Source organism: Aquimarina sp. BL5 (assembly GCF_003443675.1).
In the GTDB taxonomy this organism is placed as follows: Bacteria; Bacteroidota; Bacteroidia; order Flavobacteriales; family Flavobacteriaceae; genus Aquimarina.
Window position 1 is genome coordinate 54,920 of the sequence record NZ_CP031963.1, and the last position, 22,823, is coordinate 77,742.

Sequence of the window (22,823 nt, forward strand, 5' to 3'; positions counted from 1 at the left end):
TAGAGAAAGAGGAATTATAGTAATTATGGTTCCTTTTTTTATGGACTTATCTGAAAAAAACAGCAGTCAACTCGAACGGAGTGGAGAAGTAGTTTTTATAATCACTCAGGTCTAAACTTCTTTTAAAACAAAGTATAAATTGAACTATTTTAGTACTAGTTTTTTTACTATATCATCGAAACTCGTACTTTCTTTTTTTTAAGCCTTGTATTGGTTACTTGTTCTATGACTTTATTGGCTTTAGAAGCTTTTACGGCTACAAATGCACAATCGGGTTTGATTTCGATAATTCCAAGTTCATCCTTACCCAATTTTCCTTGTTTAAAAAAGAGTCCTGCAATATCCCCTTTAGAGATTTTATCACGTCTTCCACCAGAAACAAATAGCGTTTTCCAACCCGATGGTTTTGGAATAGGAGCATCTTCTAATACCTCTTCCTCTAGATCTGTTATGAATTCTGGAAGTTCCTCGTTTTTCCATTGTAGAATATACGCGGTTCCATCGGCATTCATCCTTGCAGTTCTTCCGTTTCTATGTGTAAACTCTTGACTTTTAAGCGGTAAGTGGTAATGGATAATATATTTGATCTCAGGAACATCAATTCCTCTGGCAGCAAGATCCGTTGCGATGATAATTTGATGGGTTCCGTTACGAAACTTGATCAACGCACGTTCTCTATCCTTTTGTTCCATACCTCCATAAAAACAGCCGTGGCTGATCTTATACTCCTTTAAAAAGTCACTCACTCGCTGAATCGATTCTTTATAATTACAAAAAATAATTCCAGGTTGATTACCGATATGACTTAGTGCTTTTACCAATGTTGGTAACTTATCCTTGGTATCAGAAATAATGGTTTTGATTTGTAACTGAGAAGAACCTTCATCCAGATAATCAATTTGTACTGGATTTTGTAATCCTACGAATTCAGGAATGGCTACTTCTTGTGTTGCTGAGGTTAGTACTCTTTTTTGAATATTAGGTAAAGCCTCTATAATCTCTGTCATTTCTGCTTCGAAACCTACTTCTAGTGATTTGTCAAACTCATCCAGAACGATGGTGTTGATATGAGCTACAGAAAAGCTATCCCTTCGTAAACGATCCGCAACTCTACCAGGTGTGCCTATAAGAATTGCAGGACGATGTCTAAGATCTAATTTATCCTGTGATCCTGATCGACCTCCATACACAGCGTTCACCTTATAGCCTGTGCCCATATCTCTTGCTACTTGTTCTATCTGTATGGCTAATTCTCTGGATGGAACTAGCACTAAAGTCTGAATTTCATCGCAATCCGAATCTAATGCTGCAATAATGGGGAGTAAAAATGCAACAGTTTTACCCGTTCCAGTAGGAGATAGCAACACAACATTATCACTAGAGGAAATCGCTAATTTGGCCTCTTCCTGCATAGGATTTAGGGTTGAGATTCCTAGTTTTTGTAATATATGCTGCTGATTTTTCATAGTACTTGACATCCGGCAAAGGTACATTTAAAAGAGAAATATGCGAATGTTTTTTGTATTAGTCTCAGGGCAATCTCGTTAAAAAAAGTGATTCATAAAAAACATCTACCCTTAATCCTTCATTCAAAGGAAGGATGAAAAAGTCTTCTCTAGCGACAATGAGATTTCAAGGGATGTTGAATACATAAACACAGAAATTTATGCTTTATTAAATAACTTCTTGTTAATTAAAACATATATAATCAACCCAATACTAATCAGTATCATAAGAATCATTCCTAGCTTAAGTGTAAAAATTGAATTCTTATACAAATAATCATTAAATAATCCGATACCAATAGAAAGTAGTCTTGTAGGAATAAATGCTAGACTAATTATGATTGCTAAATATTTAGGATTTGTGTATTTTGTTAATATAGAATGAATTATTGGTGCAATATGAACTTCAGAAATGCCTAAAAATAGTAGAGAAATAAAATAGATTAAAAGATGATGCTCTGTAGGTGTTTCAGGAATTAAAAGTAGTAGTCCGAAAGAGATAGTTCCAAATATAAAGCCAATAGTCACTTTAATGAATTGTCTATAATAGAAAAAGGTCCAAAGAAGGGTTAGAATTATACCAATCGTAATAATAAAGATAGAGTTCAATGATGACCATATGCTTTTCAGGAATATGTTATCTGCTAGTATTGATTGTATTTCATAAACTCTAATACTAGTCATTTCGTAAGTTGCCCAAAACAATCCAACAAGCAGAAAGGCGGCTAATATTTTGATAACCCGTTGGTTTATGCTTGGCATAGTTACTTGTTCTGATACCAGAATATTGGAATCCTTTGAGAGCAATGGAAAAACAACAGCAATTAACATCAGAATACCTGCTAACATAAATCCGATACGAAAACCTAATTTTTCACCTATGTATCCTATTGTTACAATACCGATGGTCGCTCCCAGATTGATCATTAAATAAAATATTGTGAATGCGGAGTCTAAAAGCTTGGTTTTACCAAGATACATTTTCCCAAAATAAGCAGTTATGTTAGACGTAAATAGTCCTCCACCAAGTAAAACTAATCCTAAACCAATATATAATCCGGTTATAGAAGGAATACAAAAGACAAATGCACCTATAGCTTGGATAATTCCTCCAGCTATCATTGCTCTTTTATTACCAATCAATAGATCCCCAATTAATGCTCCCGGTATTTGTGAAAAAACAAGGTACAAAGTAAACATACCATAAATACCCAAGGCTTCGTCTCTAGACATTTGTAAACTTTCTCCTATCATATAGAGAACCATTATCGCACGTAATCCATAATAAGAAGCTCTTTCGAATAATCTAGAAAGCGCATAGATAAAAGTGTATTTATTATGTTTTTGATTTAGAATTCTTTCCATGTAGTAGAGTGGTTTTAAGCTGTGTTATACTAAGTAAGTGTCATTACAAAGCAAAATGTTATTATCCATAGAATAGATTATTGTATTTTTATTATCGTTGTAAATATAGTGCCATGACTGCTTTATATTAGTTATCAACAATATAATTATGTTTTAATAGGATTTCTCCTTTAAATTTGTTTATAGCCATCCATATTCAAAGGTTTTTGTTTATAAAGTCGATGTTTTTCTGAATTTTATACTCTATTGTTAAGTTTTTTAGGAGAAAATTCCCTAATTTTAATTATTCAATACCTCTATAACACATATCATTCCATATTTACTTAACTGAAAAAGCTTTTAATTTTCTAAGGATTAGCTCAAATTTTGTTTAAAACATTTAATAGTTTAATTATGAAAAGAATTTTAGCCATAGATGATCAACAATTAATTTTATTATCCTTAGAAAAGCATCTTACAGATCTTGGCTATAGTGTAAAATGTGCAGATAACGGAAAAGAAGGCTTATCGTTATTTGAAACTTTTTCTCCTGATTTGGTTATTGTAGATATTAATATGGACGAAATGTCTGGCTTGGAAGTGATAAAGACCATAAAAGAAAAAAAATCAGAAGTTAAAATATTAGTGCTTTCGGGTAATAACGATGAAGATACAATTATAGATGGTTTTGATTTAGGTATTGATGATTACATGAAAAAGCCTTTATCTCTAAATGAAGTTTCTGTTAGAATAGGAAGGATTTTAGGAGTTAAATATGAAAGATCTCCTTCTAAAGACTCTAAAGGTAAAATATTGCAAAGAAATTGTATTGGAGTTGTAATACCTTGTTACAATGAAGAGAAACGATTACTGAGTAAAGAATTCATAGATTTTACAAATAGTAATTTGGGGTATCACTTGTGTTTTGTGAATGATGGTAGTACAGATAATACCTTAAATGTGTTGTTAGAATTAAGTAAAGGTAGAGAAGATAATATAAGTGTATATAATTGTGAGAAAAATGGAGGTAAAGGAGAAGCTGTAAGACAAGGAGTTTTGCATTTAGCACAAGACAAACAGTTGGACTATATAGGGTATTTGGATGCAGATTTATCAACGGATTTCAAAGATTTTGATGATCTTGTTCAGACAATGGCAACATCCGATTTTAAAATAGTTAGTGGCTCTAGAATGAGTAGAATGGGGGCTGATATTACTAAAGAATCAGCTCGTAAAATTATAAGTAAAACTATTAACTTAATTATCCGAAATATTTTAGGAATGTCTTTTAATGATACTCAGTGTGGAGCAAAAATTATGGACAAAGAAGTTTTTAATGAACTTTTTGAAGAGAAATTTATAACTCGATGGCTATTTGATGTAGAAATTTTTATGAGAATGCGCAAATTCTATGGTAAGAAAAAAGCTATTTCCTACATCTGCGAACAACCGTTAAAAAGATGGATTCATGCCGATGGGTCTAAACTATCCATGAAAGATTCTGTAAAAATAGTAGGGCAGCTTGGACATATAGCATATCATTATAGCTTTAGAGCAAGAAACAAAGTCCAAAAGGCTTGATTTAATGATTTTCTTCAAGGTATGTCGTAATGTTCTTTAAAATACTCTCAAACTCTTCTCTAAAAACTTCAGAAGTATTCTTTAGATTGTCTTCATATTTCTCTGCTAAATCGTAACTTTTTTGTAAACCTAAAATACTGATTTTGTGTTTAAGTTTATGAACATCTTCTGCAGCTTTTTTGTAATTTTTAGAATTTATACTCAAGAAGTATTTTTCTTTTTCCTCTGGAAATTCTTTATTAATAACACCAAAAATTTTCTCTTCAAAAGCTTTATCTCCGTTAGATAGTTTGGTAATAAATGATAAATTCGGTTCTTCCATAAATTTTAATTGTATTTGGTTGCATTTCAAATTTACATGTAATTACGATATTTTGAATCTATTTCTCCACAATAATTAGAGGTGTTTTTACTGTAATTATGTGGGTTTGTTTTTTAAGTTATTGATTTTATTACTGTTATGTATGTGTTACTTCAGTTTTATAATTTATCTAATTAATAAAAAAAGGTGTTTTTTCCCTTAATTATGTTAATAAGAAGGTTTGTTCACACTTTTTTGTTCATAACCTTAATGTTTCTAACAGCTTTTCCTGGGTTATTAACAAATATTGTAGGAAAATGATACTTGTTAACAATTTTATAAACATTTTTTATGCTTTTAATCGATTAAAATGAGTTTTATATATAATTATTAACACTAACTTATTGATAATGTTGATTATATGTTAATAACTTTGTATATTTACTACAGTTAAATCTTAAATCACACAGTTATGAATCATCTTTATTCTTCTATTGACCTTATTTTAAAGAATGTTTTAGATTTTTTAAGAGACCTTCCCGGCGCATCTAGTTATGCGATCCGTAAATAATAATAAATTGTTTAGTGTAGTTTATAAATAGTGAAAGAGGTTGTTTCCCATAAACAACCTCTTTTCGTTTTCCTTTACACTCCGACAGGCTCAGTGTGACAGCTCAGTGTACCGAAAGCAAAAGGTATCTCCAGATTTATAAATGATCACTAATATTCCTAGGATAACTTCTGTCACGCTTGCTCAATACCCAAATATTTTGTTCTTTCGCTCTACAGCCAGACGCCTTGAAAGATTTAGAACAAAAAATACGCTCCTTTACTTCGGTTAGTGATTCCGATATGGAGTTCGGACTACAGTTTTATAAAAAGGAAACTTTTAAAAAAGGGGAGTTTCTAGTACAACCTGGTCAGTATATTCGGAATTTTTATTTTATGAAACAGGGATGCGTTACCTTTTATACCATAGAAGGTGGAATTACCAGGGTTATGGAGTTTTACACAGACGGTTCTTTCTTTACAGATCTTTACCCCTATATAGAAGAAATTCCTTCAGAATCATATCTGGAAGTTACAGAAGATTCTGTGGTATATGTCATTTCTAAATCAGACGCATTAAAAGTTTTTGATCATTCTCACGCTTTAGAACGTTTCGGACGGTTGTCTATGCAAAAAGCTTTTATTAATAACTTCCAGCGGATCAATCGGATGAAAAACCTATCCAACCAAGAACGTTATTTACAATTATTAGAAAAGCGGCCATCACTTTTTCAGCGTGTTCCGCAATACCTGATTGCTTCGTATCTAGGATTAACACCTGTGGGACTCTCTAAAATCCGAAAAAGACTGAGTAAAAAGTAATAGAAGGTTATTCGATTTATATTCCACTACTATTTAGTTATTTATAATCTTGCAATGTTTCTTCTGCTTGGGCGACAGTGCTATTGTGATGGGTGAGATGAGACATAGGAGTTAGGATGAGGGGGATTTTATATAAAAACCAAAGAATATCTTAAAATTCATATTTATTAAACCAGTTTAATTAGAATCTACTAAATATTCACGAAATTTATTGTGTTGTCAATAATCAACTTCTTAAAACTTCACACAATGGCTAAAGAATATATAGATTTAGATACGCTGAAATACCTTTTATATGATGTTCATCAATTAGAAGAAGTATTAGAGCAAGATCGTTTTGCAGATCATGATAAAGAATCCCTAGAACTATTTTTGAATTCTGTTAAAGAATTCTCTGATCGAGAATTGTTCCCATATTTTAAGGAAATGGACGAAAAACCTGCCTATTATAAGAATGGAGGCGTAGTGGTTCATAAACAGGTCGAGGTGATGATGAAAAAAGGAGGAGAAATGGGACTCATTTCTGGTACTTTTGATTATGAAGCGGGGGGATTGCAATTACCGATGATGATGTATACAGCATCCGCTTTTATTCAGGATGCCGCTAATAATCATTTGCCAGGATATGTAGGACTAACGCTTGGTGCTGCCGAATTGATTATCCATTTTGCAAATAAAGAATTAAACGATACTTATGTCCCTAATATGCTCTCAGGAAATTGGGGCGGAACTATGTGTCTAACAGAACCACAAGCCGGAAGTTCGTTGTCAGACGTTGTAACCAAAGCAACACCACAGGAAGATGGTTCTTATAAAATTTTAGGACAGAAAATTTTTATCTCTGGTGGTGATCATCATTATGCGGATAATTTTGTGCACTTGGTTTTAGCTCGTATCGAAGGAGCACCAGCAGGAACCAAAGGGATATCTTTATTTATTGTTCCTAAAAAACGTCCAGATGGAAATGGTGGTTTGGTTGCTAATGATGTTACGACTGTTGCTGATTTCCAAAAAATGGGTCAACGTGGATATTGTACTACGCATTTAGGTTTTGGAGATGCTGATGATTGTAAAGGTTGGTTAGTAGGAGAAGCACATCAAGGGCTAAAATATATGTTTTTGATGATGAATGGCGCTCGTATTGCAGTGGGAAGAGGAGCTGCTGCGATTGCTACCGCTGCGTATCAAGCTTCATTACAATACGCAAAGGAACGTCCGCAAGGTAGAAAATTGGCTAGCACAGGTAAAAAAGATCCTGAACAAGGACAAACATTGATCATTAATCATCCAGATGTGCGCAGAATGTTATTATTACAGAAGGTAATTGCAGAAGGTTCGTTGAGTTTGGTTTTATTAGCCTCTAAGTACTATGATCTCAAGGAAACATTAAAGGATGAAGCCGAAAAAGAAAAATATAGTTTGTTATTGGAACTGATCATACCTATGGTGAAAACCTATCCATCGGATATGGGTGCCCATGCGGTTTCTAATGGATTGCAAGTATTGGGAGGATATGGATTTTGTTCGGATTTTATATTACAACAATATCATAGAGATATTCGTATTTTTCCTATCTATGAAGGGACTACGGGCATACAATCTCAGGATTTATTAGGAAGAAAACTCCTAATGGAAAACGGAAAAGCCTTGGAGTTGCTAAATAACGAAATAATGCATACGATCCGACAAGCATCAGAATATGATGATTTAAGAAGATACGCTAATACATTAGGAGAGAAGCTATTATTGACTCAAAAAGTAATAGGATTCTTAGTTGGTTTTGCCAAAAATGGAGATTATCAACGTTTCTTGTCTGATGCAACACCGTTTATGGAATTCTTTAGTAATATTACGATGGGCTGGATTTGGTTAGATATGGCGGTAAACGCTAAAAATGCTATCATAACCGGAAAGAATACCTACTCTGAAGAGTTTTACGAAAGTAAGATTCATGCAATGAAATTCTATTTTAAATATGAATTACCTAAAACCGGTGGTCTCGCTGAGATTCTTATGGATGAAGAAGTATTGACTATCGCTGGAGAAAAAGAGGTGTTTAATTAATAAGAATCTTCTTCAAAATTTAAAATAAAAAACCTAACTAACTCAAAAACTCACATACTAATTTGATGAACAGCATAAAACAATCATTTAATTTAGAAGGAAAAGTAGCCGTTGTCACAGGTTCCAGTAAAGGAATCGGAAAATCAATTGCACAAGGTTTAGCAGAACATGGTGCTAAAGTAGTAATAAGTAGCCGTAATCAGGAAGCTGTAGATGAAGTGGCAGCCGAGTTTAAAGCAGCTGGATTAGAAGCTATTGGTATTGCTTGTCATATAGGAAAAGCTGATCAGCGGGCAAATTTGGTTCAAAAAACGATAGAACATTATGGAGGTATCGATATTCTAGTAAATAATGCAGCAATTAATCCTATTTACGGTCCAATTGAAGATGCAGACGAAGAAGTGTTTGATAAAATTATGGACATTAATGTAAAAGCACCCTGGATGTTATCCAATCTAACGTTGCGTTCTATGCAGGAACGTGGTGGTGGAAGTATTATTAATATTGCTTCCGTAGAAGCTTTACATCCCGGAGCAGGATTAGGATTATATAGCACTAGTAAAGCAGCTTTGCTAATGCTTACTAAAAACCAGGCGAAAGAATGGGGGCAATACGGAATTCGTGCCAATGTACTATGCCCGGGATTGATCAAAACTAAATTCAGTGCTGCACTTTGGCAAAACGAAAAGTTACTGAATAAAATAGAAAAAACATTACCGACTTCACGTATGGGAATGCCTGATGAAATGGCTGGTATGGTTTGTTTATTAGCTTCAGAAGCAGGAGCTTATATGACAGGTAGTGTATACAATGCTGATGGAGGTTACATGATTGCAGGATAGGTTTTTGATTCTACTTCAAGTTATCAACATAAAAACATAATAAGATACGTATAGAATGAATTTTGAGTATTCAGAAAAAATTATAGAACTCCAACAAAAGCTTACCACTTTTTTTGAAGAATACATAATACCTGTAGAAGAAGAAGTAAATGCCTTTATATATAATCCGGATAATCGATGGACACCTTGGCCAGGAATGGAAGATTTAAAGTCAAAAGCCAAAGTAGCCGGATTATGGAATTTGTTTTTACCCAAAAGTTACGGAGATCTAAGTCCCGGATTAACAAATCTAGAATATGCACCATTAGCAGAAATTATGGGACGCATATTATGGTCTTCAGAAATATTTAATTGTAGTGCTCCCGATACTGGAAATATGGAAGTATTAGCCAAGTATGGTTCCTCAGAACAACAGAAACAATGGTTAGAACCTTTAATGAATGGAGATATTCGCTCTGCTTTTTTAATGACAGAACCAGAGGTGGCTTCTTCTGATGCTACTAATATTGAGACTTCTATTGTTAAAGATGGTAATGAATATGTGATCAATGGCACAAAATGGTGGTCTTCTGGTGGAATGAATCCCGATTGTAAGATTGCTATTGTGATGGGAAAAACGAATCCCGATGCTCCAAGACATCAACAGCAAAGTATGATATTGGTGCCTATGGATACGCCAGGATTAAAGATTATCAGACCTTTATCGGTATTTGGGTTTTATGATTCTCCAGAAGGTCATGCAGAGATTGTTTTAAATAATGTACGAGTGTCAAAAGAGCACTTGATTTTAGGAGAAGGAAGAGGTTTCGAAATTGCACAAGGTAGATTAGGTCCAGGACGTATTCATCATTGTATGCGTTTGATTGGTATGGCACAACGATCTTTAGAGTTAATGTCCAAACGTGCAGCAGAACGTATTGCTTTCGGAAAAACGTTTAAAGATTACAGTAGTATTCGGCAGGAGATTGCTCAATCACAATGCGAAATCGAACAAGCTAGATTACTAACACTTTCTGCAGCTGATAAAATGGATGAATTAGGGAATAAAGCATCCAAAGACTTAATCGCAATGATCAAGATCGTAGCTCCGAATATGGCATTAAAAGTAATAGATCGAGCTATGCAGATACACGGTGGAAAAGGAGTAGGCCCTGACACGCCATTGGCACACTTTTTTGTTGCTGCAAGGATGTTACGTCTAGCTGACGGACCAGATGAAGTGCATATGTACCAGTTAGGGAAAAGTGTAATTAAAAAATACTCAGAATAAATAAAGATTTTAGTTTAAATGTTTAAAATAGTACTTGTAACTATTACACTGAGCTGTCACACTGAGCTTGTCGAAGTGTTGTCGAAGTGCAGCTAGGATATTCAAGATAAAAGATCAACAATGCAAAACGTACGCAAAGGCGAAGAACTAAACGAAAAAACTTTAAAATCATTCCTTCATAAAAAAGGATTGATCAATGATCATCAAAGTGATTGGAAAGTAGAACAATACACACATGGATATTCTAATCTCACCTATTTATTGCAACTAGAAGATAAAGAATATGTATTGCGTCGTCCACCTTTTGGTGCTATTAAACGAGGTCACGATATGGGACGAGAGTTTAAGGTGCAATCAGGCATATATAAGACGTTTCCGAAAGTTCCAAAAATGTATGCTTTTACAGATGATGAAAGTATTATAGGCTGCCCTTTCTATATCATGGAAAAGGTAGATGGGATTATTCTGAGTGCTCGAGAAGCTAAAAAAAGAAATATTTTGGCTAGTGATTTTAAAATCATTGCAGATTCCTGGTTGAATACGTTTGTAGAACTTCATAAGTTAGATTACAAATCAGTAGGACTAGAAGATTTAGGGAGACCTGAAGGATATGTAGAACGGCAAGTCTTAAATTGGGGGAAACAATACCTAAATGCAGCAACAGATGATGTTCCGGCTGCAGAGAGGGTAATGAAATGGATGGAAGAACACCAACCCAAAGACTATAGATATAGTTTGGTGCATAACGATTTTAAATATGATAATGTAGTTTTTAAGGATGATAGCTGGAAAGAAGTAATAGCAGTGCTGGACTGGGAAATGGCAACTTTGGGAGATCCATTAATGGATTTAGGGACATCTCTCGGGTATTGGACCATGAGTAGCGATCATGCATTCGTTCAACAAGGAATTCCATCACCAACAATAATGGAGGGAAATCCAAGCCGAAGGGAGATCGTAGAACTATACGCACAAAAAAGTGGAAGAGATGTTGATCACCTTGTATTCTATTATGCATTCGGACTTTTTAAAATTGCTGTGATTGCTCAACAGATTTATTATCGATATGATAAAGGACTAACTACAGACCCACGTTTTGCGCAATTAAATAAAGCAGCAGAATTGCTTTGTAACTTAGCTTGGCAGGCTATTCAGACTAAGAAAATAGATTAAATTTAGGATATAATGGATTATTTAGAGGCGACATATTATTTTGATTATGAATCGGATGAGATCCAGAAAATTATTAGAGAATTTAATACGGATACACTCACACCTAAGGAAAAAGCTACACGGTTATATCTTAAAATAAGAGATGACTGGTGGTATGATCCGTATCATATTAATCTTTCTAAAGAAGGGTATAGAGCAAGTAAGATTGCAAAAAAGAATAGTGGTCATTGTTTGGATAAATCGATTCTGTTGATCTCTTGTTTAAGAGCTTTGAGAATACCAGCAAGAATTCACCTTGCTAAAGTGAAGAATCATATTGGAGTAGAAAGATTAATAGAAAAGTTTGGAACCAATGAGTTAACACCACATGGAATGGTGAATATTTGTCTAGATGGAAAATGGCTAAAGGCATCTCCTGCTTTTAATAAGGCTCTATGCGAAAAATGTAATGTAGCTCCTTTAGAATTTGATGGAGAACAGGATTCAATGTTTCAGGAGTATGATAATAAGGGAGGAGTTTTTATGGAATATTTAGAGGATTATGGACATTTTGATGATGTGCCTTTTGACTTTATGTTGAACAATATGAAAGAGCATTATTCGAATATTATCAATATATATGAAGGACAAACAGAAATTAGATTATAAAACAACTTATATGCACAATACACATACAGGAATCACCAAAAAACAGTTTCAAGATTTTATTGAATTTGAAGTTGATGGTCCTTTTCAGATGATTAATCTACTAAAATTTAAAGATAAAGTTGAAGAAACAGGAACCACGGGAGCAGAGGCTTATGCACAATATATGAATGCGATACTTCCTTTTTTTAAAGACACCAGAGCCAAAGTGTTATATCAAGGTAAACCTTTGTTTGGTTTAATTGGCCCTGAAGATACTATAGAATGGGATAAAGTACTTATTGTAGCATACGAGAGTAAGCAAGAGTTTATAGGAATGATTACTAAAGAAGAGTATCCGGCAGAAATGCGTAGTCGTGCCTTAATTGATTCCCGATTGATTTTGTGTACTTCAAAATGAACGTGTAAAACTAAATATATTCGCATTTTTTTGATCATCATTTAGTTAGTTCGGGCGCTTCGACAGGCTCAGGAGTTATCGAGGACAAGACTTTTAAGATAAGGTTCATAAATTAAAATAAAACAACCAACATAAATAATGATATGCAGGTAAAAGATAAAATAGTCATAGTTACCGGAGCGGGCTCTGGGATAGGAGCAGCTACGGCAAAGCATTTTGCAAAACATCAAGCTACAGTAGTGGTTTCAGATATTAAAGAGGGAAAAGCGAAGCAAATTGCAGATGTGATAAATGATGAAGGAGGAAAAGCTGTAGTGATTGCAGCTAATGTTGCTAAGTTTGAAGAAGTAGAACAATTGATCAATAATACAGTAGAACAGTTTGGGCGGCTGGATGTTATTGTAAACAATGCTGGGATTGGTCCAAGAAATATGGCAAAAACAGGCGAATATACTCTGGAAGATTGGGATAGTGTTATTGCAGTAAATCAAACAGGAGTATTCTATTGTATGAAACTGGCATTACAACAAATGATGAAACAAGGACATGGTAATATCGTAAATCTAGCATCATTAGCAGGTTTAAAAGCATCACTAAATAATCTATCCTATAGCGCTAGTAAATTTGCGGTTGTCGGAATGACTAAATCGGCGGCACTCGAATATGCTACTAAAAATATCCGTATTAATGCAGTATGTCCTGGATATACAGAATCTGCTTTATTGAGTAAATTGTTATCAGTACGGCCGGATATGGATCAAATGCTAAAAAGTGTGATTCCTATGAAACGATATGGACTCGCAGAAGAAATAGCTGAAGCTGTTGTTTGGCTAGCTTCGGATAGCACCAAATTCATTACAGGACAAACGATTACTTTAGACGGAGGAACCTCTCTATAAAATCATTTATTAAATATCAAATCAAGTCAAACTCGGGAATGCAGACAATTAAAATAGAAAGAAAAGACAATTACGCTATTGTCCAATTAAATAGAGGTAAGGTAAATGCGATTAACCATCAAATGACCAGAGAAATCAGAAAGGCTTTTACAGATTTAGAGAACGATGAAACTGTAAAAGGAGTTATTATCACTGGAACTCCGCATTTCTTTTCAGCAGGTTTGGATGTGATTGAGTTGTATGGTTATGATAAGCCAAAGATGAATGAGTTTTTCAACGATTTTGGTGGAATGTATATTCAGTTGGCTAAGTTTACGAAACCGTTTGTTTGTGCAATTACAGGATATTCTCCCGCAGGAGGTTGTGTAATTGCAATTACCGCGGATCACAGAATTATGGCCGCTGGAGAAAAGTATGCAATAGGATTAAACGAAGTAGCTGTGAATATTCAGATTTCTAATAACCTTATTAGAGGATATTCATATTGGTTAGGAGAAGGAAAAGCAAACGAATGTATTCTTGGAGGAAAATTATTAAATGTAGAAGAAGCCTTAGAGACGGGTTTAATTAATGAAGTATGTGATTTAGAAGAAGTTTTGCCTAAAGCAGAAGCTAAAATGCGTCAATATTTGTTAGCCGATGAGGATATTTTCAAGAATACTAAATATAAACTCCGAAAAGATTGGTTAGAAGGCATGGAAGAAAACCCTAAAATTGATTTGGAACAAGCAATTTCACTTTGGTGGAAGCCGGAAATAAGAGCAAAAATGAAAGCTTTTGTAGAGAGTCTTCAGAAAAAATAATAAACCTATTTAATAAACAAAGTATTACACAATGAATAAACAAATCATTTTAAAAAACCGCCCTGAAGGATTACCAGATAATAATACTTGGGAATTGCAAGACAATTCAATTCCTGAACCTGCAGAAGGAGAAATACTGGTACAACATCATTATATATCATTAGATCCAGCTATGAGAGGTTGGATGCGTGAAGGTAAATCTTATATAGAACCTGTAGAATTAGATGATGTCATGCGTGCTGGTTCTATTGGGAAAGTAATAAAATCGAATAACCATCCGAAATTTAAAGAAGGAGATTATGTAACAGGCTGGGGAGGTGTGCAACAATATACGGTTACCAATGGCGATAATTGGTATGCTGTAGATCCGAATTTGGCACCCTTGCCAATGTATATAGGTACATTGGGGATGCCGGGAATGACAGCATATTTCGGAATTTTAGAAGTAGGAAAGATTAAAGAAGGTGATACAGTTTTAGTTTCTGGAGCTGCCGGAGCAGTAGGAAGTGTTGTTGGACAAATCGCGAAAATTAAAGGCTGTCGCGTTATAGGAATTGCGGGAGGAAAAGATAAATGTGATTATGTAGTAAATGATTTAGGCTTTGATGCTGCCATCGATTATAAATCCGAGGAGATTTATGAAGCAATCAAGAGAGAATGTCCAAAAGGAATTGATGTGTATTTTGATAATGTAGGAGGAGAGATTTTAGATGCTGCATTGTCAAGACTTCGTATGCATGCTCGAATTGTGATCTGTGGAGCCATTTCGCAATACAATAATATGGAAGATATGAGAGGACCCAAAAATTACCTATCGTTGCTAGTGAGTCGTGCTACGATGCAAGGTATGGTAGTAATGGATTATGCAAAAGATTATGGCAAAGCAGCCAGAGAAATGGGTGGTTGGCTAGCTCAAGGAAAGCTAAAAAGTAGAGAAGATGTTTATGAAGGAATTGAAAATTTCCACGACACATTCTTGCGTTTGTTCTCTGGTGATAAAATGGGAAAACTAATATTAAAAGTTATTGAAGAGTAATAAAATCCGTCGATTCGAGTGCTTCGACCATAGGAGAAGTGTATCGAGAATAGGATTTTGAATAAAAATTATATAAATAACAATGAGTTAACTCAAACACTCAAAATACTCACAAACCAACTATGAAAGCAATAGTCTGTAAACAATATGGATTACCATCCAACCTGAAAGTAGAAGATATTGAAAGTCCAAAACCAAAGGAAAATGAAGTTTTAGTTACTGTTAAGGCTTGTGGAGTTAATTTTCCGGATACCTTGATCATTCAAGGTTTGTATCAGTTTAAACCAGAATTGCCATTTATTCCAGGAAGTGATGTCGCAGGAGTAGTAAAAGCAATAGGATCTGAAGTGAAACATCTAAAAGTAGGCGAAGAAGTTTTTGGATTTGTAATGCAGGGCGGATATGCAGAGGAAGTTGTAGTGCCGGCCAATGTGTGTTTCAAGAAACCACCAAAAATGGAATTTCCCATCGCTGCATCTTTTATGATTGCCTATGGAACATCATATCATGCATTAAAAGATAGAGCAAAACTAAAAGAAGGAGAAACGTTACTGGTTTTAGGAGCATCAGGAGGTGTAGGATTGGCTGCCGTAGAATTAGGAAAGTTGATGGGAGCCAAAGTAATAGCCGCTGCTTCATCAGATAAAAAACTAGAGTTGTGTAAAGAATATGGAGCGGATGAGGTTATTAATTATACAGAAGAAGATTTACGATCTAGAATTAAAGAACTAACTAATGGCAGAGGAGCTGATGTAGTGTATGACCCCGTAGGTGGTGATTATTCGGAATTTGCGTTAAGAGGAATTGCCTGGGAAGGCAGGTATCTGGTAATAGGTTTTGCAGCCGGAAGTATCCCCAAGATTCCTTTGAACCTAACACTATTAAAAGGTTGTTCTATCGTAGGGGTGTTCTGGGGTAATTTTGCAATGAAAACTCCTAAAAAGAATATGGAAAACACCATGGAATTGATGAAATGGTTAGGAGAAGGAAAACTAAAACCACATATCCATAAGATATATCCACTAGAGGAAGCTCCGAATGCTTTAGAAGAGATGATGGATAGAAAGGTAAGAGGTAAAGTTGTAATTCAATGTTCGTAAACCGTTTGATAAAACAATAGATATATCAATTGTCAGCCTGAGCCTGTCGAAGGCTATTTGAAACTAAAGTTTTGTTACACTTCGACAAGCTCAGTGTGACACCGAAATATTTGATAAATAACCTAAAAAAATGAGATTAAAAGATAAAGTAGCAATTATTACAGGTGGTGCCAGAGGAATTGGTAAGGCGATTTCGGAATTGTTTGCTCAAGAAGGTGCTACAGTAATTATATGGGATTTATTAGCTGAAGGCCAAAGTGTTGCTGAAGGGATTCTGGAAAAAGGCCAAGTGTCAGAATTTACGAATATTTCTGTAACCGATAAAACTGCTATCGAAGCTGAAGCTGAAAGAATCCATAAAAAATATGGTAAAATAGATGTCTTAATCAATAATGCCGGTATTACTAAGGATCGCACCCTTCATAAAATGAGTGAAGCTGAGTGGGATTCCGTAATAGATGTAAATTTAAAAGGTGTTTTTTTATGTACACAAGTAGTTTCAAGGTACATGAAAGAAGCTGGGTATGGTCGTATTGTTTCTGCAGCATCGAATGTAGGATTGCGTGGTAATTTTGGACAAACGAACTATGCTGCTACCAAAGCAGGAGTGATTGCCATGTCTAAAACCTGGACGATGGAATTAGGAAAATACGGTATTACGGCAAATGCTTTAGCTCCTGGTTTTACACTAACTGAAATGACTGAACAAATTCCGAAAGAGCATTTGGATGGAATAAAATCTCAAATTCCACTCAGAAAAGCCGCAACGCCTTTAGATATAGCATATGGATATTTATATCTGGCATCAGATGAAGCTTCTTATGTTTCGGGTATTTGTCTAACAATTGATGGAGGAATCTCAAGGTAGTTAAGGAGTTTTTGAGATTTAGATATACCTTTTCTTGAGAAATGAGAAATAAAATATATAGTATAATATCCTTGTCAGTATCAGCTTGTCGAAGACGAATACAACTTTAGTTGTTAATTCAATTCGACAAGTTCAACGTGGCATCGGTCCATAAAGTATAAAATCATGAATCAACTAATTTGTAATAACTTTGCGGAGTTTAAAGCTTATAAGGGTAAATCATTACCAATAGGAGAGTGGCTTACTGTTACACAAGAGATGATCAATGCTTTTGCTGAAGCAACACAAGATTTTCAATGGGTTCATGTGGATCTGGAACGTATCAAAAAAGAATCTCCTTTTAAAAAACCAATCGCACACGGATTTCTATCAGTTTCCTTATTATCAAAGATGTTGATGGATCTTATTCAGATAGAGAGCTTAGGAATGGGAGTTAATTATGGATTCAATAAAGTTCGTTTTCCACATCCGGTTATGGTGGATAGTAGATTAAGATTACATAGTAGTATCCAGATGATTGAAGCCTATACCGAAAACGGGCTAAAAATCACTTGGAATTGTTCTATAGAAATAGAAGGTGTCGATAAACCTGCTTGTGTCGCTGAATTAGTATCTCTGATGTTTGAAAAGTAAAATAACCTCTTGTGCATTTAGATTTTGTATCCGAAAAGCTATTCTCGATACCCTCCAGAGGCGGGTAGGCTAATTTTTCTTCATTTCATTATAAAAAATCACTCGAACTGACGCTTTTCTTCTGAATGTTTTCTTCTAAATGCACAACGGGTTAGAATATACTTTAAAAAAGTTTTGTTTTCCTTCTAAAGGCTAACTTTTAATAAATTTAAGCGTTTGGTTATTATCAAACTTAATCAAGTATACTCCCTTTGAGTAGTTCTGAATATTGATTCTTTCATTTTTATTAATAATACCTTCTTGTATTTTATTACCGAGTAGATTATAAATTTCATACTTCTTGTCCGTCGTTATGCCAGAAAGCGATATGGCATCTTTAGAAGGATTAGGGAATAATTCTAATTTCGCAATAGACTGAAAATCTTCTGTACTAAGCGTAGACCTTGTAAACTTATAAATAGTTCCGTTTGGAATTACACCATCTAGAAAAGTATTGTCATCTACTGTTGAAAAAACAACTGTTGGATTAGAAGGATTACCCGATAAAAAAGTGGCATTCTCTTCAATAACGTCTGTTCCAAAGTTATAAGCGGGAACTAAAGCAATTGAGGAGCCGGTTTCTCCATCAAATGACTCGTCTGGATTAGATATAGAATTAGGACCAAAATGAATTTCTATATCATTAGATCCTTCAAATAACCACAACTGAAAATTTGTAAAATCTGTAGAGATACCATCTGCTACTATATCTGATAGAAAACCTACATTGTTCCATTCTATTTTTAATATTCTATTTCCAGCGGCACCTTCGACCAAATATGAGATATTTGATAGAGAACCAGTAGTAGCATTCTGGTTGTTATCGTCATAAGCCCTATCTGCTATATCTGCTCCATACGCAACCAAAGCAGGTAAAGTTCCTGTTTCATTTGGATTAGATGTTAATCCAGCTCCAAAGCCCCAATCATCTATATAAATTTGATTTATTGTAATGTCAAAATATTCAAAATCAAATCCCATAGGAATGGCAAATTCAGGGTCATCCCAAGGTGCTGTTCCATTTAAGGAAGTGCTATTAGTTAAATTAATATACGGACCTGTGGATGTGCTTAATTCATAGGATTGAGAGTTTGCAAAGAACGATATCCCGCAAAGAATTAGTGTAAGTAGTTTTTGTGTGTTCATAATCGAATAATTAATGATTTGTATTCAAAAATAAGATCACGATTTCACTAAATCATTCAGTTGTGCTTGAACAGCAGGATATTGTGGATAAATATCAACTATTTAGGGAATTTGGTACAAGGATATAATTCTGGTAGGAACAAAAAATATTAATGTTAATAGGAGCATCCAAATACAATCGCTCAAAGAAATTACTATTTAGAAGAAGTTTTTGAAATAATATGAAATGAGAATGTGTAATAAATAATCTTTGTGATTAATCACTAATCCTTACATAGAGTGATTAGGTCAATTTTACTTATTTAGCATATGGAAAAGTAATGATCTGATTTTTAGAGTTATTTTTATTCCTCTACATCTTTTTTTATTTCTTCTCCATTTATATCTAGTTGTTTTTCCAAAAAATACAAACCGTTCATAGCTTCGAGATAGATTGTTTCTGCAATACCATTTTTGTTTTCTGTAGGCTCACCATTTTTGTCGTAATATTTCATGGTCTTTATGAGGCTTGACGCAGCCCGGGTATATTCGTATTCTGCTACACCATTATTATCATTAACCAAATTAAAGTCAGTATCGTAGGTACTTTCTTTAATTAATAAATCAGAATCATTATACTCATAGATTACTTTGTGATATCCGTTAGGTCCAATAACTGGGAAGCCTTTTTTATTGAAGTACTCATAAGAAATAAGATCACCAGATCTATTCAGAGTCTTTTTTTCGTAAAAAATTCCATTTCCATCATTAGTAGGGTTGTCAAATCTATTGTAATTCTTATGACCAATATAACGCTGTTGATTATCATATAAATATTCAATAGCACTTATTCCATTTTGATATGAAACCTTTTGATTTCTAGAATTATAATAAGTTTCACGAGTAATGTTGCCATATTGGTTGTAGGTGTAATGAGTGGTACAAACCCCTTTGATCAACTTATTTTGTGTGTCAAATTCTTTAACCAGCGTATCTTTACCAATACTATTATATTCATATATTGTTTTAAACACACCATTTAATAATGCTGGGTTCATATTTTTATCGTAGTTGGTGCGTTCTATAAAGAGATTGTCTTTATTGTAATTATAAACGTTATACGTAACGTTTTGATTTGCGTTTGCCAGTATACTATCCGTTTGATAATAGGTAGTTTTGGTTTTGTTATTATGGTGATCATATTCCCAATGTGTAATGGCTACATCTTTATTGTGAGGTTTTAATTTACCTAAAGAATCCAACTTCTTTTCTTTAATTAAGTTACCTTTTTCGTCATAAGCATATTCGTGTATTTCGATACCATCTTCCGAAGTTGCAAAACATTCATTTTCGTCTAGAAATAACTCTCGGACTACTTTTTCATCTTTGTTTGTGTATTGTTTTCTAATCGCATACCCATAATCGTTTTTGAAAATTGTATTGTAAACGTCTATATTTAAAACATTGCGAACCGAGTCATTGATATATTCATATTTGATGGCACCATTTCGATTGTCATCAAAAGCCAATACATAACCATCATAGTATTTAGCTGTAAATTTAATCCTGTTTTTATGATCGTAATCCCATACTTGTATAAAGTAATCATCATTTCCTATTACGGGTAATTCTGATGCGTTATATGTTCTAACAGAGGTATAGTTATCTTTTAAATCATAGGAATACTCATACATACATATTCCTTCATTATTTTCTGTTTGACCTCCATTTTTATCAAGATTCATAAATTTTACTAGATTACCTCTTTCATCATAGTTATAGTGTAGATTGTATTCTGATAAATGAGTTGCAAAACTACCTTCTTTATCATATAATCTTGTTCTTTTTATTTTGTGAAAATCATCAAGTACATAGTCATAAATTGAGATGTAGTCTTTGTCGTTCATAGGTTCGTCTTCAGAGTTAAAATTGGAAATTTTAATGGTTCTCCCATGTCTGTCAAATTCTCTTCTTTCACGAAAAACAAGATCATTATTTGTAGTTTGCTTTTTATTTATATCATAATAACTAGAATATCGATTTTTAGTTTTGGAATCATATTTCCAAATAGTTTTATGAACGGATTTATATTCTATAGGGTTTTCATTTTCATCAAAGTATGAAGTGGTCATATCATTATTGGCATTCCATATAGTTTTAGAAATGGATCTGTTAAATACGGTATTTCGAGTTAAATCTTTGTTGTAATAATGCATCTCAGATATTGAATCTGTAGGTTTAATTATTTTAGTGATAGCAGTTTTAAAGATGCCTCCATTCGTTAATTTTCCATTTTTATAATATTTGATGATTACTTCTTTGTCATTACGCTCTACTTTATAACATTTCCCATACTTATGATCGGCTTTACTGATTGGGTATGAAGTCAGAATTTCGTGCTCCAGCGTATGATAAATATGCTTGTAATATTCTGTACTTCGTTTTGTGAAGTCGTAATAGTTATAAATATTTGGATCATTATAGTAAGCTGTTTGACGGAGTAAATCATCAATTTTAAGTTCCCAATATCTTTGCTTTTGTGTGTTTGCGTTATGTTCTGAAATTTCATCGTATTCTGATTGCATTTTTGCTCTTTCTTTATCGTACATATCATATAACTCTTGAAGTGTAGATGTCGAAATGTTTTCTTCTCCTTTTTTAACGATTTGTTTACGTAATAAACGAGCGTGATATTCTGTAATATTAAAGTGGTATTGTTCGTGTTTTAACAATTGAGGATCCAGCACAGAATCTTTTAATCTTTCCGATTGATTAGGATCCATAAATGCATATACTAATGGATTATCTTCGTTAATAATATTAGGGCAATATATTTCAGAAAAGATTGCAGCATCAAAGTCATCATCAATCTCTTCTACTTGCTGAAAATCTAACCAATTTACGGGCCTATCAGACCAGATAACTATATCACTCAGTTCTACTTTGTTGGAATAACCAACTACGAGAATTAAAACAAATAATATTAGAGAAGTGCAGATGTAGTACTTAGTTTTCATATACCACTTCCTCCTTTCTTTTCTTAAAAATTGATTTGTAGATTAAAAACGGAAGATAGGTGACACCAAGTATTACCAATGCTAAGAAAATAGCATACGATATATCTTCTAACTGAAACGATGTATAATTAAAAGTAAGATTATATAAGTAAATGCTTATTGAGAGTATTACAGAATAGGCTAATCTTTGTCTAAATAAATAAGAGTTAAATTCTGGCAAAGCCTCTTTATTATTTGCAAATAGTAACAATAAGAAGAAACACACGAGTATAGAAATAAATATACACAAAAAACTAAAAAATTCCTGTTCTACATAATTATTTGAAAGCTGAATGAGTAATGTGTTTAATAAAACAAAACACAATATTTCACTTAGTATATTAATATTTGATTTTCCTGGAGGTAATGGTATCCTTAATTTAAATGGTTCCCGTTTAACAATTGGAGCATCAATTTCTTTAGGATTGTAACCATATTTATTAACCCCGTAATTTCCTTCTTCGAATAGCATAAAAAGGCCGTAAAAAGGAATCAACTGAAAAAAACCACTATTTCCTAAATCATGACAACGTTTGGAACCTTGTGCTATTAGAAACCAGTATGAAGGTAAAATCATTAATACTATTAAAGATTCTGCTTCTGGTATAATTTCGGTGATAACTCCTAGCAAAAAAAAGGATGCTATGAATATGAGGTAACTTAGGCCATATTCTAGCCGACGTATCCTCCCTGAGAAGGAAAATGGATTTTTGAACATATTTCTGGGACTTAGGATATTTTTATAATCAATGGATATTAATATTTTTT

General features: G+C 33.7%; 20 protein-coding genes. 14 read left to right on the top strand and 6 right to left on the bottom strand.

What is annotated here, in order from left to right:
• Positions 1–167 precede the first annotated feature (167 nt).
• Together D1818_RS00340 and D1818_RS00345 are read right to left on the bottom strand one after the other, a co-directional pair.
• On the bottom strand, positions 168–1,478 hold the full coding sequence (locus D1818_RS00340; RefSeq protein WP_118455244.1) for a DEAD/DEAH box helicase: 1,311 nt from the start codon (positions 1,476–1,478) through the stop codon (positions 168–170).
• 186 nt (positions 1,479–1,664) lie between these two features.
• The gene (locus D1818_RS00345) at positions 1,665–2,870 is read right to left on the bottom strand and encodes an MFS transporter (protein WP_118455246.1); all 1,206 of its coding nucleotides are present in this window, start codon (positions 2,868–2,870) and stop codon (positions 1,665–1,667) included.
• A gap of 393 nt (positions 2,871–3,263) precedes the next feature.
• Here D1818_RS00345 and D1818_RS00350 point away from each other — a divergent pair, with 393 nt between their 5' ends.
• Complete coding sequence (locus tag D1818_RS00350) at positions 3,264–4,430, top strand: response regulator (protein WP_118455248.1); 1,167 nt, start codon at positions 3,264–3,266, stop codon at positions 4,428–4,430.
• A gap of 1 nt (position 4,431) precedes the next feature.
• Here the strand turns inward: D1818_RS00350 and D1818_RS00355 are convergent, their stop codons facing one another.
• Complete coding sequence (locus D1818_RS00355; protein ID WP_118455250.1) at positions 4,432–4,752, bottom strand: Hpt domain-containing protein; 321 nt, start codon at positions 4,750–4,752, stop codon at positions 4,432–4,434.
• A 777-nt stretch (positions 4,753–5,529) separates the two neighbouring features.
• On the opposite strand from D1818_RS00355, the gene D1818_RS00360 reads away from it, so the two are divergent.
• The 13 genes from D1818_RS00360 (at position 5,530) to D1818_RS00420 (ending at position 17,835) form a co-directional block, all read left to right on the top strand.
• Positions 5,530–6,102 (top strand): Crp/Fnr family transcriptional regulator, encoded by a 573-nt coding sequence (locus D1818_RS00360; RefSeq protein WP_120752522.1) that lies wholly within the window; start codon positions 5,530–5,532, stop codon positions 6,100–6,102.
• Between the two features lie 249 nt (positions 6,103–6,351).
• Positions 6,352–8,166: an acyl-CoA dehydrogenase gene (locus D1818_RS00365; protein ID WP_118455254.1), complete on the top strand. Its 1,815-nt coding sequence runs from the start codon at positions 6,352–6,354 to the stop codon at positions 8,164–8,166.
• Positions 8,167–8,231: 65 nt separating this feature from the next.
• Positions 8,232–9,008: an SDR family NAD(P)-dependent oxidoreductase gene (locus D1818_RS00370; RefSeq protein ID WP_118455256.1), complete on the top strand. Its 777-nt coding sequence runs from the start codon at positions 8,232–8,234 to the stop codon at positions 9,006–9,008.
• 55 nt (positions 9,009–9,063) lie between these two features.
• Positions 9,064–10,278, top strand: coding sequence for an acyl-CoA dehydrogenase family protein (locus D1818_RS00375; protein ID WP_118455259.1), 1,215 nt, complete (start codon positions 9,064–9,066; stop codon positions 10,276–10,278).
• Positions 10,279–10,398: 120 nt separating this feature from the next.
• Positions 10,399–11,451 carry a phosphotransferase family protein gene (locus tag D1818_RS00380; protein WP_118455261.1) on the top strand — a complete coding sequence of 351 codons (1,053 nt, stop codon included), beginning with the start codon at positions 10,399–10,401 and terminating at the stop codon, positions 11,449–11,451.
• A 12-nt stretch (positions 11,452–11,463) separates the two neighbouring features.
• Positions 11,464–12,099: a transglutaminase family protein gene (locus tag D1818_RS00385; RefSeq protein ID WP_118455263.1), complete on the top strand. Its 636-nt coding sequence runs from the start codon at positions 11,464–11,466 to the stop codon at positions 12,097–12,099.
• A gap of 10 nt (positions 12,100–12,109) precedes the next feature.
• Positions 12,110–12,496, top strand: a complete 387-nt coding sequence (locus D1818_RS00390) for a DUF1330 domain-containing protein (RefSeq protein WP_147406177.1) — start codon at positions 12,110–12,112, stop codon at positions 12,494–12,496.
• A gap of 143 nt (positions 12,497–12,639) precedes the next feature.
• Positions 12,640–13,395, top strand: a complete 756-nt coding sequence (locus D1818_RS00395) for an SDR family NAD(P)-dependent oxidoreductase (RefSeq protein WP_118455267.1) — start codon at positions 12,640–12,642, stop codon at positions 13,393–13,395.
• A gap of 38 nt (positions 13,396–13,433) precedes the next feature.
• Positions 13,434–14,198 (top strand): enoyl-CoA hydratase/isomerase family protein, encoded by a 765-nt coding sequence (locus D1818_RS00400; RefSeq protein WP_118455269.1) that lies wholly within the window; start codon positions 13,434–13,436, stop codon positions 14,196–14,198.
• A 31-nt stretch (positions 14,199–14,229) separates the two neighbouring features.
• Positions 14,230–15,234 carry an NADP-dependent oxidoreductase gene (locus D1818_RS00405; RefSeq protein ID WP_118455272.1) on the top strand — a complete coding sequence of 335 codons (1,005 nt, stop codon included), beginning with the start codon at positions 14,230–14,232 and terminating at the stop codon, positions 15,232–15,234.
• Positions 15,235–15,356: 122 nt separating this feature from the next.
• The gene (locus tag D1818_RS00410; protein WP_118455274.1) at positions 15,357–16,334 is read left to right on the top strand and encodes an NADPH:quinone oxidoreductase family protein; all 978 of its coding nucleotides are present in this window, start codon (positions 15,357–15,359) and stop codon (positions 16,332–16,334) included.
• Positions 16,335–16,464: 130 nt separating this feature from the next.
• The gene (gene fabG / locus D1818_RS00415; protein ID WP_118455276.1) at positions 16,465–17,202 is read left to right on the top strand and encodes a 3-oxoacyl-ACP reductase FabG; all 738 of its coding nucleotides are present in this window, start codon (positions 16,465–16,467) and stop codon (positions 17,200–17,202) included.
• Between the two features lie 165 nt (positions 17,203–17,367).
• On the top strand, positions 17,368–17,835 hold the full coding sequence (locus D1818_RS00420) for a MaoC family dehydratase (protein ID WP_118455278.1): 468 nt from the start codon (positions 17,368–17,370) through the stop codon (positions 17,833–17,835).
• Between the two features lie 192 nt (positions 17,836–18,027).
• Here the strand turns inward: D1818_RS00420 and D1818_RS00425 are convergent, their stop codons facing one another.
• The 3 genes from D1818_RS00425 to D1818_RS00435 form a co-directional block, all read right to left on the bottom strand.
• Positions 18,028–19,020 carry a T9SS type A sorting domain-containing protein gene (locus tag D1818_RS00425; protein WP_118455281.1) on the bottom strand — a complete coding sequence of 331 codons (993 nt, stop codon included), beginning with the start codon at positions 19,018–19,020 and terminating at the stop codon, positions 18,028–18,030.
• Positions 19,021–19,364: 344 nt separating this feature from the next.
• The gene (locus tag D1818_RS00430) at positions 19,365–22,016 is read right to left on the bottom strand and encodes a hypothetical protein (RefSeq protein ID WP_118455284.1); all 2,652 of its coding nucleotides are present in this window, start codon (positions 22,014–22,016) and stop codon (positions 19,365–19,367) included.
• On the bottom strand, positions 22,006–22,773 hold the full coding sequence (locus D1818_RS00435; RefSeq protein WP_118455286.1) for a DUF805 domain-containing protein: 768 nt from the start codon (positions 22,771–22,773) through the stop codon (positions 22,006–22,008). Before D1818_RS00435 ends, D1818_RS00430 begins: the two co-directional genes overlap by 11 nt.
• Positions 22,774–22,823: the final 50 nt, after the last annotated feature.

What these genes read in the sequence shown, in the direction of transcription:
- D1818_RS00390 (WP_147406177.1), top strand. Translation starts at nt 12,110, where the DNA reads ATGCACAATACACATACAGGAATCACCAAAAAACAGTTTCAAGATTTT.
- D1818_RS00370 (WP_118455256.1), top strand. Translation starts at nt 8,232, where the DNA reads ATGAACAGCATAAAACAATCATTTAATTTAGAAGGAAAAGTAGCCGTT.
- D1818_RS00340 (WP_118455244.1), bottom strand. Translation starts at nt 1,478, where the DNA reads ATGTCAAGTACTATGAAAAATCAGCAGCATATATTACAAAAACTAGGA.
- D1818_RS00425 (WP_118455281.1), bottom strand. Translation starts at nt 19,020, where the DNA reads ATGAACACACAAAAACTACTTACACTAATTCTTTGCGGGATATCGTTC.
- D1818_RS00430 (WP_118455284.1), bottom strand. Translation starts at nt 22,016, where the DNA reads ATGAAAACTAAGTACTACATCTGCACTTCTCTAATATTATTTGTTTTA.
- D1818_RS00380 (WP_118455261.1), top strand. Translation starts at nt 10,399, where the DNA reads ATGCAAAACGTACGCAAAGGCGAAGAACTAAACGAAAAAACTTTAAAA.
- D1818_RS00345 (WP_118455246.1), bottom strand. Translation starts at nt 2,870, where the DNA reads ATGGAAAGAATTCTAAATCAAAAACATAATAAATACACTTTTATCTAT.
- D1818_RS00350 (WP_118455248.1), top strand. Translation starts at nt 3,264, where the DNA reads ATGAAAAGAATTTTAGCCATAGATGATCAACAATTAATTTTATTATCC.
- fabG (WP_118455276.1), top strand. Translation starts at nt 16,465, where the DNA reads ATGAGATTAAAAGATAAAGTAGCAATTATTACAGGTGGTGCCAGAGGA.
- D1818_RS00400 (WP_118455269.1), top strand. Translation starts at nt 13,434, where the DNA reads ATGCAGACAATTAAAATAGAAAGAAAAGACAATTACGCTATTGTCCAA.
- D1818_RS00435 (WP_118455286.1), bottom strand. Translation starts at nt 22,773, where the DNA reads ATGTTCAAAAATCCATTTTCCTTCTCAGGGAGGATACGTCGGCTAGAA.
- D1818_RS00410 (WP_118455274.1), top strand. Translation starts at nt 15,357, where the DNA reads ATGAAAGCAATAGTCTGTAAACAATATGGATTACCATCCAACCTGAAA.
- D1818_RS00355 (WP_118455250.1), bottom strand. Translation starts at nt 4,752, where the DNA reads ATGGAAGAACCGAATTTATCATTTATTACCAAACTATCTAACGGAGAT.
- D1818_RS00420 (WP_118455278.1), top strand. Translation starts at nt 17,368, where the DNA reads ATGAATCAACTAATTTGTAATAACTTTGCGGAGTTTAAAGCTTATAAG.
- D1818_RS00385 (WP_118455263.1), top strand. Translation starts at nt 11,464, where the DNA reads ATGGATTATTTAGAGGCGACATATTATTTTGATTATGAATCGGATGAG.
- D1818_RS00365 (WP_118455254.1), top strand. Translation starts at nt 6,352, where the DNA reads ATGGCTAAAGAATATATAGATTTAGATACGCTGAAATACCTTTTATAT.
- D1818_RS00375 (WP_118455259.1), top strand. Translation starts at nt 9,064, where the DNA reads ATGAATTTTGAGTATTCAGAAAAAATTATAGAACTCCAACAAAAGCTT.
- D1818_RS00395 (WP_118455267.1), top strand. Translation starts at nt 12,640, where the DNA reads ATGCAGGTAAAAGATAAAATAGTCATAGTTACCGGAGCGGGCTCTGGG.
- D1818_RS00405 (WP_118455272.1), top strand. Translation starts at nt 14,230, where the DNA reads ATGAATAAACAAATCATTTTAAAAAACCGCCCTGAAGGATTACCAGAT.